We start from the raw sequence: 13,461 nt of genomic DNA, 5'->3' as shown, positions 1-13,461 counted from the left end.
CGGCCGGACGAGCGGCACGGGGGGTGACCGCTCGTCCGCCCGACGATGAAACATGACCTTAGACTACGAATACGCTTCGTAGTAGTGCGCCATCTTCTTGATCTCGACGGCCGCAAACCATCCGGTCGAGTCGGCCCCACAGGGAGGCCACCTGAATCACGAGCCCCCGACTGCGGGAACCGAGCGACGCCCGGCACTCGTCTACTAAATCACTTAGCTACATCTTGGGATGGAGGATGACTGTGCAAGACAGCCGACGGGGGCACATGGAGCCCGCAGAGCGACGACCTCGGCGCAGGCGCCTGGGATTCGCGGCCCTCGCCCTGGCCGGGATCGTGACCCTGGCCGCCTGCAGTCAGGCCGCCAATGGCGCCTCGAAGGAATCGCCGGCCTCGGATTCGAAGCCCGGGTCAGAGGTGGACGCGGATTCCGGCAAGAACGGGTCGGCCGCCGTCACGGTCTCTCCTGCCACCGACGGCAAGGACGTGATACCCGGCGAGCCGCTCACGGTGAAGCCGAGCGACGGAAAGCTGGCGTCGGTCACGGTCACCGCCAGCGACGGCACGACACTCGACGGCTCACTGTCCTCCGACAGCACCTCCTGGACCTCGTCCCATGCCACCGGATACGGCGCCACCTACACGCTCAAGGCCCAACTCGCCGCGTCTGATGGCAAGAAGACGACCCGCAGCAGCAGCTTCACGACGCTCAGCAAGGACGAGATCTTCGTCGGCACCTACAACGTCAACAAGGGCGCCACCGTCGGCGTCGCCCTTCCGGTGTCGATCGTCTTCAACAAAGCGATCCACGACAAGGCGGCAGTGGAGCGCAAGCTCAGCGTCACCTCTTCCCCGGTCGTCGAGGGCGCGTGGAGCTGGATGAAGGACCGGGACGGCAAGGACCGGGTCGACTACCGGCCCAAGGAGTACTGGAAGCCCGGCACCAAGGTGAAGCTGCGGATGGACCTGGTCGGCCTGAAGAACGGCGACCTGGTCGGCACGCAGAAGCGCGAGATCGACTTCACCATCGGCAAGTCGGTCGTCAGCACGGTGGACGTGGTCAAGAAGACGATGACCGTGGCCGAGAACGGCAAGGTCGTCAAGACCCTTCCGGTCTCCACGGGCAAGAAGACCTTCGAGACGTGGAACGGCACCATGGTCGTGCTGAGCAAGGTCCCGACGATCCGGATGAACTCCGCCACGGTCGGCATCTTCGGCCCCGAGGCGTATGACCTCGGCGCCGTCAAGTGGGACGTCCAGCTCACGCCCTCGGGCACCTACGCCCACGCCGCCCCGTGGAACGAGGGCAAGTTCGGCAAGGTCAACGCCAGCCACGGCTGTATCGGCCTGAGCACCGCCAACGCCAAGTGGTTCTACGACCGGGTGAACTACGGCGACCCCGTGACCGTCATCAAGTCCACGGACACCGTGGACGTGAACAACGGCTACGGCGCCTGGAACGTCGACTGGGAGTCCTGGAAGAAGGGCAGCGCGCTGACCTGACAAACCACGCACCCGACGAGAGCCTTGCCCGACGGCCGTGTGCCGGCGGGCAAGGCTTTGTGATGTGAGGCGTCCCTGACTGAACGGTCCACTGAGATCCGACGTACTAAGTGAGTAAGTAGAAACAGGGCTCATTGAGGGGAACCTCCGTGATCCGGCAACGTGTTGTCCTGGCCGCAGCCGCAGGCGTCACCTCCGCACTCCTCCTGACCGCGTGCGGCAGCTCCGGGGACAGTTCCTCCAGTACGGACTCCGGTGCCGCCGCGGCCTCCTCGGCCCCCGCGTCCTCCACCCCGGCCGGCAACAATGATGCAGACGGCATGGGCATGACCACCACCTCCATGCTGATGACCGAGGAGATGGAGGGCATGGGCACCTTCGTCACCGACGACAAGGGGATGACCCTCTACCGCTACGAGATGGACCAGGCGTCCCCGTCCAAGTCGATGTGTACCGGTGACTGCGCGAAGACCTGGATGCCGGTCATGGCGCAGGACTCCGTCAAGGCGATGGGCGTGGAGCAGAGCCTCATCGGCTCGGTGGACCGCTCGGACGGAATGAAGCAGCTCACCCTCGCTGGTCGGCCGCTGTACCGCTACATGGGCGATGCCAAGGCCGGCGAGTTGAAGGGCCAGGCCAAGGACAGCAAGTGGTACCCGGTCACGCCCGCCGGCGAGAAGGCCGCGATGTCCTCGGACGGCTCCGGTTCGTCCGACGACATGGAGGGCATGCCCGGCATGTCCTGACGCTCAGCAGTGCCGCGCCGGACCCGTCGGCCGAGCCATGGCACCGTCGCCGAGCAGCGCGTGGTCCAGGCACTGATCGGCACGACTGTCCGGATGCCGGTGGTCGTACGCGGCTGTGGTGGAGACCGCGAGGACGGCAACCCGATTGTCGGACCGGGCGAGGCGTACCCGCTTGTCGGCGCCCGGGCCGTCGGTCAGCCGGGTTCCTACTCAAGGAGCCGATCCCGTCCAACTGCCACTGCTGGTTACGCTCCTTGGCCGACGGCGGCGTCGCCCTGTCGTCCCGGGTCACCCGCGCCGTCGTGGACGGCTACCTGGACAACGGCCCCCAGGAAGCGGCCGCCGCGGTGTCGCCCGGTTGACCGAGCGCGAGCGCGCCGTACTCGTCCTCATCGCCGAGGGACTGCCCAACACTGTGTCCCACGTCTCAGCGCAGCCTTGCACTGCAAGGCCCCCTCCAGGAAGGCCGGTTCCGGCGCTGAGACTGAAGCTCTCACGCCGCCGAGGCCGTGCAGTCGACCAGTTGAGACAGAAAGCCCAACTCTCGGCGCGGACGCATGGGCGCGGTACCGCTGCCCGCAGGACGCAACCCCTTTATCGGATCGGGCTCTTCCTCGCATCCGACGCATCCTCCTGTGCGGCGACTCGACCTCCGTCCGCGTAGGTCGCTTAGTAGTGGATGAATCTCTCAAGCTGTGCACATGACAAACGCACGTCGATTCCCCTAATCTGCTTAGCGCTTGGTACCTCTGATCGGCTGGAGCCCCACTGGCATGCCTACGTCGCATGCCGCCCGGTCGAACGGTCAGTCACCACCGCAACACCCGCACGGTAGTTCGCGATCCTGGCTGTGCCGACGACGAAGGGGCTCATCCGGGGTCGCGTGTGGCTTCCATCCCCGACCACTGAGGAGACCCCTCGTGCGCATGAAGCTGCTCGCCGCCGTCACCACCGCGGCCGCCGCCACGCTGACGCTCAGCACCTCCGCCCAGGCCAACCACTCATGGGGCGGCTACCACTGGGCTCGCACCTCGAACCCCTTCACCCTCAAGCTCGGCGACAATCTCAGCTCCTCCTGGAAGAGCTACCTGAGCACGGCTTCGAGCGACTGGTCCACGTCCTCGGCGCTCGACACCACGGTGGTTGCCGGGCAGTCCAACAACAGCTGCCGGGCCACCAGCGGCCGGGTCGAAGTGTGCAACAGAACGTACGGCAGCAACGGCTGGCTTGGCCTCGCCTCGATATCCGTGACCGGCGGCACTCACATCAGCTCGGGCACGGTCAAGGTCAACGACACCTACTTCAACACCGCGACGTACAACACGCCGTCCTGGAGAACCCTGGTGATGTGCCAGGAGGTCGGGCACACCTTCGGTCTGAACCACCAGGACGAGACCCAGACCAACCCCAACCTGGGCACGTGTATGGACTACACCAACACCCCCGACGGGCCGCCCAGCAACCTCCACCCCAACACACACGACTATGACCAGCTGGCCACCATCTACGCCCACCTCGACTCGACGAGCACGGTCGACCAGTCCGCAGCCGTACCGCAGGTCGGTAACGACAAGGCGAGCTGGGGCAAGCGGGTTGCGCGCTCGTCCAACGGCGACACCTACGTGCGTGACTTCGGCAAGGGCAAGGCTGTGATCACCTTCGTGGTCTGGGCGCGCTGACGCCCACCGGCCAGGGCAAGGCGGCCGGACTCTCTGGCCGCCTCGCCCTCCCCGCCCGTATTGGCGGCCCTCGCGTGCGTGGGCGGGATCGTCACCGCGTCGGTGGCTGCCGCGGAGCCCGCCCTGACCGCCTTAACCTGTCCGAACAGCACACCTAGGGCCGTACACGGCAAGCGGTGAGACGTCGGTCCCTGGCCGTGGGGAATTACCGAGGTCCGATCCAACTCGCGTGTGGACGCCTCCATGGCCGGTATGGCGTCAACCACCCCGAACTCCCCTGCTTCGAGCGAGAAGCGCCCGTCGTCGCAGCTGGTGTGTCACGTCAGCTGTGCCCGCGCAACTCGTCCAGCACCTCCAAGCAGGCCGATCGTCCTCGACCACGGTCTGTGGCTCCGCTCCGACCGCGACGCGTGGACGAGACCATTCGCGAAGCCAGCGGACATCAGATTCCCCCGGCCGTCCCTCCAAGAAGCGACGCCAGATCTTCAGCCAGTGCGAGCAAGATCCGGTCCGAGTAAGTCGGCCCCACGAGCTGCACGCCGATCGGGAGGCCGTCCGCGTTTCGCGCAACCGGCATGACGAGGCTGGGCAGGCCGACGTGGCTGGTGAGGTTGGCCCAGCCGGTCTGGTCGAAGAAGCTCCGCTCGACGCCGTCGACCATGAGAGAGCGGGTGCCGGCCGCGATCGCCGCGGTGGGAGCGGCGGGAGTGATGAGGACATCGTGCTCGGCGTCGGCGAAGAACCGGTGCCACGCCCCTCGAAACTGGAGGCGCTCCTCGTCGGCTCGGAGCCAGGCGCGGTGTGTCTGGGTTCGGTGGCGGAGGAAGGTGGCCCGTGGGCTCGCGTCATCCTCGTGCAGGTCACGCGCTGCTGCGAGTTCGGCCGCGCCCGCTTCGTCGTCGGTGGCGGCCGTCGCGGTGGCGTGGAGGAGCTGCTCGAAGAGGCGGAGAGAGTCGGCGAAGCCGACCGGCCCCACGGTGCGGCGGACGTCCGCTCCGGCGGAGGCCAGCGCCTGCTCGACGGTGGCGAGAGCATCCGCCGTTTCGCGGTCGACGGGGCAGCGAGCATCCTCGGCCCACACCGCCACGCGGAGCTGGCCGACTGCACGTCGCGCCGTGGGCAGGTTGACGCGCCAGGGGCTGTTCTCTGCGGGTGACGGCGTCGTCAGCGCGTCGAGGAGCAGGTCGAGGTCGCGGGGGTGGCGTGCCAGGGGGCCGGGGGTGACCATGTCGCTGCTGGTGATCCATCCCGGCGGGCGGGGGATGTGGCCGCGGGCCGGGATGAGTCCGTGCGTGGGGCGCAGGCCGTAGACGCCGCAATAGTGAGCCGGAAGCCGAAGCGAACCGGCGAGGTCGCTGCCGAGGTCGGCGGGGGTCAGGTGGGCGGCAACTGCGGCGGCGGGGCCGCCGGAGGAACCGCCGGCGGTGTGCTTGGGGTCGTGCGGGTTGAGCGTGGGCCCGAACAGGCTGTTGTCCGTGTGCAGGTCCTGGCAGTACGCCGGGGTGTTGGTCTTGCCCATGATCACGGCGCCTCGACAGCGAAGCCGAGCGACCGCGTCGGCGTCACGTGCGGGTACGTGATCCGCCAGGTCCTCGGCGCCGCTGGTAGTGCGCAGGCCGGCCGTCTCGAAACTGTCCTTGATCGTGAGGGGAAGGCCGTCGAGGGTTCCCCTCTTCTCGTTGCGGGCGCGGCGTTCATCTGCCGCTTGTGCGGCGGCCTGGGCCGCCTCGTCGTCGCGGGTGATGACGGCGTTGACGTGGCTGGCGTCGATCCGGTCGAGGTGGAGGTCGAGCAGCTCGCGGCTGGAGATCTCACGACGGTCCAGGGCCTGGAGCTGGACGTGAGCCGGTTGGTGGGTGAGATCGGTCGTCATTCGGAGACTCGCTCAAGGTGGGGGGCTCGTGCGGGTTTGCGGCGAATGTGGCGAGCGACATCGAGGAGAGCGTCGATGTCGTCCATGGGTCCGCTGGTCTGGCGTTCGGAGTCGGCGAATTCGGTGAGCTGGTCGGGCGCCGGGCGGGCGCCTTCGGCCCTGGCGGCGATTCCGGCGAGGATCTGATCGGCCGTGACGGCAGCCGACAGCTCCTGGCCGTGAAGCCCTCGGGCCCGGTGCTGGGCTTCACTGGCCTCGCGTACTGCGGCATCGAGGTACTGGCGGATCACGAACCGGCCGTCCCGGATTTCGACTGCTCGGCGGTAGAGCCGGATCGAGATACGGCGGAACCGGCGCCTCTGGGCCGGGTCGACTCGGTCGATTGGCAGCTCGATCTCGGGCGCTTCGCTGTAGAACACCAGCCACAGGGGGCGCAGGCCGTAGTAGCTGCGGTACTGCTTGATCCGGTACTGAACACTCTGGGCCTGGTCGCTGATGGTGGGTACGAGCCAGCCGATGAGCGTGAGCATGGCGCCGACATCGCCGCAGGTCCAGGCGAAGCCCTCCCAGCCGGCGAGGGAGGCGTCAAAGGCGCCGGCGATGACGTTGCCGATGCGGACCGCGCTGTATCCGAGGGTGACGGTGGCGCCGAGGGCGACGATGCGCAGGCCGTAGCGGACGGACCCGCGGGTGCTGCGGCGGGCCAGGCGCCAGCAGGCGCGGGCGAGGAAGAGTTCGCCGATGGTGTAGGCCGTGACGTACAGGGTGAGGTACGCGGCGTACCAGTCGTCGTGCGCGTAGTACAGCGTGAAGTCGATCGGATGCGGCGCGCTGGGCGTCAGCAGGGCGAACAGCACCAACAGCCCTGCGATCACCGCGACGCCGGCCCCGAGCCACCGGCGAGTCCGCTGGCGGGCGGTCTCGGGCGGGGATCCCCAGTAGGTGAGGACCACCTGCTGGCAGGCCAGGAGGGCGACCACGCAGCCTTGCGCGAGGGGCACGGAGAGGTTGACGGTGCCGAGCACGCGGTCGAGGTAGTTCCACATCGGCGTGATGGAGAACAGGAACGACAGTCCCGACAGCAGGAAGACGGCGGCCAGCGCGGTGGAGGCGGGGTCTCGGCGGCGGGTCAGCACGTCCCGCAGGAGGCAGAGGAAGCCGAGCGTGGCGACGACGAGGCTGATCGGATGGAGCAGGTCCTTCACGACCTGGCCTCCCGCCGGCGCAGAAGCGTGTGCGTGACCCGGTCCTGCACCTCGTCCCCGGAGGACTCGTCGCTGCGCAGCCACCAGTCGATGATCCGGTGCTGGAGCAGCGAAGCGAGGAGTTCGGTGTCCCGCTCCTCATCCTCGTCGTACTTGGTGCGCCCCAGCATCATCTGCACGGTGGCCAAGTCCACGCTGGTTATGAAGGCCGGGGCCAGCGCGGACACCGGTCGGTTCTCGTGGTGACCGAGCAGGAGGTGGCTGAACTCGTGGGCGATGATGTGGTCCTGGTGCAGGGAGCTGGTCCGTGGGTCGTAGAACACGTGGACAGCACTCTCCGTCACGGCGCACGCCCCGCACACCGAAGGCGCCTGCTCCCGGGGCTCCAGGACCACCGCCCGTCCCGTGCGGCGAGAGACCTCGTCGCTAAGATCGCGGATATTGGTGACGTGCGGGACCTTCAGCTCGGCCAGGAGGTCAGGCCGACGCAACCTACGTGCAGACCACATTAATTTTCCTTGATCACTTAATGAACTAGGGCCGGTTTACACGCCAGTTGAGGGCGGCAGTCCCTCGGATTTTCGTACGCTCTCGACGATCCCCAGGACGGCATCCTTTCCATCTGCGGATACGTCTGATAGACGAAGAAGAACGTTCTTGATCTTCGCGTCGCGAAGCAGTGCGAGCAACTCAAGCTCCTGCACGGTCTTTTCGGCGACGGCATCATCGAACCAATAGGCGGGATCCACACCGAAAAACCCTGCGAGCGCTTCAAGATGACGCTTCGTCGGGTTATCGCGCTGCCCCGTCCGCAGGAGCCACAGGTACTGGGCCGACAGCTTGCCCAGCCCCCGCTTCTCCATCAGTTCGACCACTTCAGCGTTGCTGAAGGGGCCACGATCGGGCGGGTGCACCGTGTCAAACAATCGGTTTAGGCGGTCCATGAGCCCCTTGGGGTTCACCTGACCTTCGGTGGAATCTTTCATGATCCTTTCCTGGGTGGACTTCGTCGTCACTTTAACCACCCTACCCCGCCATAAACACCAGTTGACGAGCCGATCCCGCGTATGAAAAGTTCTCCCTCACCAGCACGTTTCTATGTGGCGCGCACCGCCTGTTTCAGGTCGGCCTGTCCGTTTCTACCGGCAGGAGTATGCCGGGCGACGTGGCGCGAGCCACATTCACCCAGCGACATACATCACGTCTGGCGCACAAGACTTTGATCTTCGACCGGAAAGCGCGGAGGCGACAGTGGAAGCACCTCATTCACATCGCTTTTCCGCTGCGGGAAATACCAGACACCCGCCCCAATTCGGACACAATGGCACGCTCTCGGCGTTCGGGGTAACTGCGGCAACGGTGCTCCTCGACGCCCGAGGGTGGCCCACGCCGAGTCCCGCAGATGACTCCGTCGGCAGACTATGCGGTGACTCTCTGCAACCAGTACAGAGTTTAAGAACCAAGTCTGGATCTTGACACGGGTCCGTGCGTATGTTCGTCGTCCCCGGGCAGCCCGCCCGCGATAACGGACGTGAGGAGCCAGCAAGCACGGACCGGACCGAGAAGGTCCCGTAATACAGCGACGGCGCCCGAGAGCGGTAACTCACGGACGCCGAGCGCTAAGCGGCACACCCGCCCCGGCAAGGGCGGAGGTTGCCCACCATCACCACGCTGAGTCCTTCCAAGGGGCGCGTCAGCGTGGCAACACTGCAACGGGGAGTATCGCATGCCTCCTGCCCTGCGCAAAAGGCCCTTCCGCCTGGCCTGCGCGGCAGCCACCTCCGCCTCGGCGCCTGAGCGCCCCGAGCCGGAACACACCATCCCGGCCCCTGCGCGCCACCGGCCTCGCCTGCTCATCGGGAGCGGCCGATGAGCAGCGAAGCCCGCGAGTGGGTGTGGGAACACAGCTCCAGCCGGGGGACCGCGCGTCTGGTCCTGCTGTCGATCGCCGACCGGGTGACCGACGAGCAGTGCGTCTCCTGGGCCTCGCTGTCGAGCCTGGCCAAGCGCACGCGCGCCTCCGTCTCCACGGTGCGCGAGGCAGTCGACCGCCTGGTCCACGCCGGTGAGCTGGAGCAGCTCGACGACCTCACCGGCCCGCAGCGCAGCACCGTCTATCGCCTCCCCCTCGCCGCCATGGCCGTGGCAGAGACCGCGGAGGACGAGGAAGCCGGCCAGGCGTCGGCGGAGGGGCCCGAGACCACCCCAGCGCTCCGGATCTCGGCCCTGCGGCGGTGCGGAATCCGCCCCCGTGAGGTGCCGGAATCCCCCGCGAGGGTCCGGAAACCGGCAGTACCGGAATCCGGCAGGTCCCGACGGAAACCGGCACGTCGACGTACCGGAAACCGGCACAGCGATGTACCGGAAACCGGCACACAGAACCGTAGTGAACCTGATTTGAACCGTAGGTACAGCAGTGGTGGTGCTGCCGTCCTCTCGGCTGCCAAGTGGCAGGTCGACCCCGCCACCCACACCTGGGCCCGCCAGCAGGGACACCTCGACCGCCTCGGCGAGCAGGGCCTGCAGGCAGCCGACGCGAAGTGGCGTGCCCACCGCGCCGACTTCAAGCCGAGGCCGGCGGACGCCTGGGCTGCCGACTGGCGCTCCTGGATCGCCCGAGAGCACGCCCCCAGCCGCCCGAACCTCTACGCCGTGCCCGGCAAGGCCACCGCCGCGCCGAGCGGCATGACGCGGGCCGAGGCCCACACCGCCGCCCTTCTCGCCGCCCTCGACGAGCCGACCGGAACGGAGGGCTGACCGTGGACCGCCGCGAAACCGCCGCCCTGCTGGCCTACATCGGCCGACTCGACCCCCGCACCATCCGCACCGACCAGGGCGAGGCCCGCGACCAGCTCGCCCAGTGGCACGAGCTGCTCGGCGACGTGCCGATGGCCACCCCGCACGGCTGGGACGCCCGCGTCGCCACCCGCCAGCACATCCGTACCTCGCCGTACCAGATCCTGCCCGCGGACGTCGTCCGGCCCTGGGAGAGCTACCGGCGCGACCGCCTGGCCCGGCACACCGATCCCACGCCGTCCGTCGACCCGGACGACCAGGCCGCCTGGACCGCCGAGCTGGTCGGCATGCGCCGCGCCGTCGCCGCCGGCACCGCGCAGCCCGCGCAGGCCCGGGCGATCACCAGCGGTCGCGACGGGATCGACCCGAGGCTGGAGGCGCGGCTGCGGGAGATCGGCTCCTGCATACCGCCCGCCGCCCGAGCCGCCCTCGCGCCCTACCGGCCCGCCCGAGCAGCACGCGAAATGGCCGTCGCGCAGGGGCTGCCCGACGCCCTGAGCGTTCGCTGCGAGTGGTGCAAGGCCCAGCCCGGCGAGCCGTGTCGCCGCCGCCGGATCGGCCCCGACGACGGGGTACGTACCACCGCCCCACGCGCCACTCCACACCCCGGCCGCCTCGACCTCGCCGCCGCCCAGCAGGCCCAGCAGAACGAGCAGGCTCAACAGCCCGCCATGGCCTGACCGGCGCATCCGGCGCGTGCATCCCGTCCGATACACCGCCTCCCAACATCACCGTCCCGCCCCGGCTGCGGCGCACGCCCGCGCGCCGCAGCCGGCACCCGACGCCGCGCCCGCCGAGCACCGCCCCGGCCGGCCGACGCGGCAGCACATCGGAGATCGCCTTGCGCCACATCACCACCCACGACGCGCCGGCCACCGGCCTGCGCGGCATTGGAGACACCAGCTGGCACACCCGCGGAGCGTGCCACGGCATGGACGTCGAGGACGCCGACGCCGTCTTCTTCCCCGGGCCCCGGGACCACGAGGACATCGCTGAGGCGAAGGAGCTGTGCGGCTGGTGCCCGGTACGCCGCGACTGCCTCGACTTCGCCCTGGAGAACGTCCTCAAGGAGGGCGTCTGGGGCGGCCTCACCGAAGCCGAGCGGCGTCCCTTGCACGACGGACTGCCCCAGCGTCTCGACTACCGGCGCGTGACCGCCTTCTTCCAGGGGCGCGACGTGCATCTGACCGAGGCCGAGCGGCAGGTCGTCATCGACCACGCCTACGTGCGCGGCTGGCGGCCCGACCGGCTCGCCGCCGCCCTGCAGATCAGCCACAAGCACGCCCGAGACCTGCTCCGGCAGGCCGCCAACAAGGTCTTCGACCGCGACCGCACCTACGGCGTGCCGCGGCCCAAGAAGAAGCGGAAGAAGAGCACCCCGGCAGCAGGCAGCCCCGCGCCCACTGCACCCGGCACACAGCAGCCGGTAGCCCGCCCGGCAGCGTCGACTCCGGCGCGCGCCTCTCTCGGAAAGGCCGCATGACCCACCCCGTCCTGGCCCTCAGCGCCGATCCGGACCTCCCTCTCCTCCTCGCCGCCAGCGTGCCCGCCGTGCTGGTGGTGGTGCTGGTCGCCTGGACGATCCGGCGCCGGGGTACGCGCCCGCAGAAACGTCTCGGCGGTCCGGCGGTCAAGGTCGCTGCCCTTGCCGCCCTCGGCTGCACCGCCTACAGCGCCGACACCTCGTGGCGCTTCGCGGCCGACTACCTCGACATGGCCGGCACCGCCGAGCGGGCCGGCATGTTCGCCGCGGCCGAGCTGGCGCTCTTCGCGACCGCGCTGATGGCACGCCAGAATCTGGCCACTCAGGGTGCCCCCGGTCTGCCGGGCACCCTGGTCTGGGTGATCACCGGAGTGCAGGTGATCCCCGCCTACGCCGAGAGCGGTCCTATCGGCGGCACAGTCCGGGCCTTCGTCGGACCGGTCATGGCGGCGATGCTGTGGCACCTCGCGATGGGGATCGAGCTGCGCCTGCGCACCCCGGGCGCCGCCTCCCACGGACTGATCGCCGTCCTGGGCCGGGAGGCACGCGAGCGTCTCCTGTCCCGCCTCGGCATCGCCGCGCGAGACCGCGACGCCGCACAGATCACCCGAGACCGGGCCACCACCCGCGCGGTCGCCCTCGCCGCCCGCCTCGCCGAGCGCACACCCGAGCAGCAGCGGAGCTGGCGCGGCCGGCGGCTCACTCGGCGCCTGTCGAAGGCGGTCGGCAGGGCCTCGGTCGGCACCGACCCGCTCCAGCGCGCGAACCTGCTCGACCAGCTCGCCGCCCGCCGGCACGCACTCGCGCTCGCTACGGTCCCGCTGCCCTCGCCCTGGTCCCCGGTGCAGAGCACCGCAACGGCAGCCACGGTCCCCTCGCAGTCGGCCTCGAAGGCGCCGGTCCCCGCAGCCGGTCCCCACGGTCCCGACGAGTCGGACGGGGGCACGGGACCGAGCGCCCCTAGGGGACCGGTCCCCGAGCTTGCGGACTCGAAGGCGTCGGCAGGCGCGGGGACCAAAGGCGAGAACGCGGGGACCGGGGCGGGGACCGAGGCCCCAGAAGCAGGCGCGGTCCCGGGGACCGGTCCCGCCAATCCGGAAGCCTCGGAGGGGGACGTCCGAGGCGTGGGGACTGAGCGCCTGACGCGAGAAGTGCCTGCTCAGGACCCTGATTCACGTCGGGGACCGAGCGCCGCCGAGTCGGGGACCGAGCCCACCGGGGACCGGGGACCGACCGACACCGACACGGGGACCGAGCCCACCGGGGACCGGGGACCGACCGACACCGACACGGGGACCGAGCCCACCGGGGACCGGGGACACAAGGTCCCCCTCCGGCGGAAGACGACCTCGAAGACCAGGACGAAGAACAAGGGGAAGCGCGGCCGGTCCCGCACCCCGCAGACACAGCGCCCGCCACGCGAGCCGGAGCAGTCGGTGGACCAGCTCGTCCAGCAGGTCCGCCCCCACGTCCCCGCCCTGCTCGAACGGGACGGCAACGAGTCCGTCACCCGGGTCCAGCTGCGGGAGATCCTCCGCCGCGAGGGCCTGAAGGGCGGCCGGAACGACCGGCTGAGCCTCGTCCTCCAGGAACTGCGGAGCGACGACACCACGAAGACAAGGAGCACCGCCCGATGAAGACCTGCCACCAGTTCGACACCGTCCGTGCGGAGTACGAGCGGGAGATCGGCTTCATGCTCGCCCACTCCAAGCGGCACGAGGGCAGGCCGGCGGCGAAGTCCAGCGCAAAGCAGGCTGCCTCGACGAAGCAGCGGATGGCCCGGGCGCTCAACAGCCACGTCGGGCGCTGCCCCGAGTGCGGCTGAATCGTCAAAGCCCCAGCTCAACGCCCCTATCCGCAACGGGTGGCCCGGCTCCGTGCCGGGCCACCGCCCCGCTTAAGGAGGCAAGCCGTGATTCCGCGTCTCCCTCGTTCATCCGAGCCCAACGCCGCTGAGGCCAGCGCCTGGGCGGACGTCTTGGTCCGCCGGCGACTCCTGCACGCCGCCGTCCTCACGCCGAACGGCCAGTGGCTCGTCCAGGACCGGCCCGGCGGACCCGTCCGCGTCCTCCTGGGACCGGCCGACGTCCTCGCGCTGGCCGCGACCATCCAGCACCGCACCCGCACCATGAGGCCCGAAAACCGATGACGAACCCCACCCAGAACGGCACCACCCC

Annotated in this window: 13 protein-coding genes; 9 read left to right on the top strand and 4 right to left on the bottom strand. The window is 69.3% G+C overall.

Annotation, left to right across the window (positions count from 1 at the left end; all coding sequences use genetic code 11):
* Nucleotides 1-416 precede the first annotated feature (416 nt).
* The 3 genes from H8R17_RS01995 to H8R17_RS01985 all read left to right on the top strand — a co-directional run bounded on the left by H8R17_RS01995 (nucleotide 417) and on the right by H8R17_RS01985 (nucleotide 3,927).
* On the top strand, nucleotides 417-1,502 hold the full coding sequence (locus tag H8R17_RS01995; protein WP_316959275.1) for an Ig-like domain-containing protein: 1,086 nt from the start codon (nucleotides 417-419) through the stop codon (nucleotides 1,500-1,502).
* 149 nt (nucleotides 1,503-1,651) lie between these two features.
* Nucleotides 1,652-2,248 (top strand): hypothetical protein, encoded by a 597-nt coding sequence (locus tag H8R17_RS48505; protein ID WP_187821334.1) that lies wholly within the window; start codon nucleotides 1,652-1,654, stop codon nucleotides 2,246-2,248.
* Between the two features lie 920 nt (nucleotides 2,249-3,168).
* Nucleotides 3,169-3,927, top strand: coding sequence for a hypothetical protein (locus tag H8R17_RS01985; protein WP_187821333.1), 759 nt, complete (start codon nucleotides 3,169-3,171; stop codon nucleotides 3,925-3,927).
* Between the two features lie 442 nt (nucleotides 3,928-4,369).
* Here H8R17_RS01985 and H8R17_RS01980 read toward each other — a convergent pair whose 3' ends face one another.
* Genes H8R17_RS01980 through H8R17_RS01965 form a run of 4 tightly spaced genes read right to left on the bottom strand, consistent with a single transcriptional unit; the run spans nucleotide 4,370 to nucleotide 8,021 of the window.
* A complete protein-coding gene (locus tag H8R17_RS01980) occupies nucleotides 4,370-5,800 on the bottom strand; it encodes an amidase family protein (protein WP_187821332.1) in 1,431 nt (476 codons plus the stop codon).
* Entirely contained in the window at nucleotides 5,797-7,005 is a 1,209-nt protein-coding gene (locus H8R17_RS01975) for an MAB_1171c family putative transporter (protein ID WP_187821331.1), read from the bottom strand. Before H8R17_RS01975 ends, H8R17_RS01980 begins: the two co-directional genes overlap by 4 nt.
* Nucleotides 7,002-7,514: a hypothetical protein gene (locus tag H8R17_RS46195; RefSeq protein ID WP_262504926.1), complete on the bottom strand. Its 513-nt coding sequence runs from the start codon at nucleotides 7,512-7,514 to the stop codon at nucleotides 7,002-7,004. The genes H8R17_RS01975 and H8R17_RS46195 overlap by 4 nt, the downstream gene beginning before the upstream one ends.
* A gap of 36 nt (nucleotides 7,515-7,550) precedes the next feature.
* Nucleotides 7,551-8,021, bottom strand: coding sequence for an XRE family transcriptional regulator (locus H8R17_RS01965; RefSeq protein ID WP_316959274.1), 471 nt, complete (start codon nucleotides 8,019-8,021; stop codon nucleotides 7,551-7,553).
* Nucleotides 8,022-8,874: 853 nt separating this feature from the next.
* Here H8R17_RS01965 and H8R17_RS01960 point away from each other — a divergent pair.
* The 6 genes from H8R17_RS01960 to H8R17_RS01935 all read left to right on the top strand — a co-directional run bounded on the left by H8R17_RS01960 (nucleotide 8,875) and on the right by H8R17_RS01935 (nucleotide 13,433).
* The gene (locus H8R17_RS01960) at nucleotides 8,875-9,762 is read left to right on the top strand and encodes a helix-turn-helix domain-containing protein (RefSeq protein WP_187821330.1); all 888 of its coding nucleotides are present in this window, start codon (nucleotides 8,875-8,877) and stop codon (nucleotides 9,760-9,762) included.
* Between the two features lie 2 nt (nucleotides 9,763-9,764).
* The gene (locus H8R17_RS01955; protein WP_187821329.1) at nucleotides 9,765-10,481 is read left to right on the top strand and encodes a hypothetical protein; all 717 of its coding nucleotides are present in this window, start codon (nucleotides 9,765-9,767) and stop codon (nucleotides 10,479-10,481) included.
* 161 nt (nucleotides 10,482-10,642) lie between these two features.
* Nucleotides 10,643-11,284, top strand: a complete 642-nt coding sequence (locus H8R17_RS01950) for a WhiB family transcriptional regulator (RefSeq protein ID WP_187821328.1) — start codon at nucleotides 10,643-10,645, stop codon at nucleotides 11,282-11,284.
* Entirely contained in the window at nucleotides 11,281-12,921 is a 1,641-nt protein-coding gene (locus H8R17_RS01945; RefSeq protein ID WP_187821327.1) for a hypothetical protein, read from the top strand. Before H8R17_RS01950 ends, H8R17_RS01945 begins: the two co-directional genes overlap by 4 nt.
* Nucleotides 12,918-13,109 carry a hypothetical protein gene (locus H8R17_RS01940; protein WP_055493674.1) on the top strand — a complete coding sequence of 64 codons (192 nt, stop codon included), beginning with the start codon at nucleotides 12,918-12,920 and terminating at the stop codon, nucleotides 13,107-13,109. Before H8R17_RS01945 ends, H8R17_RS01940 begins: the two co-directional genes overlap by 4 nt.
* Before the next feature lie 87 nt (nucleotides 13,110-13,196).
* Nucleotides 13,197-13,433, top strand: coding sequence for a hypothetical protein (locus tag H8R17_RS01935; RefSeq protein ID WP_187821326.1), 237 nt, complete (start codon nucleotides 13,197-13,199; stop codon nucleotides 13,431-13,433).
* The last annotated feature ends 28 nt before the right edge of the window (nucleotides 13,434-13,461 follow it).

This window comes from Streptomyces sp. TRM68367 (genome assembly GCF_014495685.1).
In the GTDB taxonomy this organism is placed as follows: Bacteria; Actinomycetota; Actinomycetes; order Streptomycetales; family Streptomycetaceae; genus Streptomyces.
This window is presented reverse-complemented; position numbering and strand designations above follow the sequence as displayed.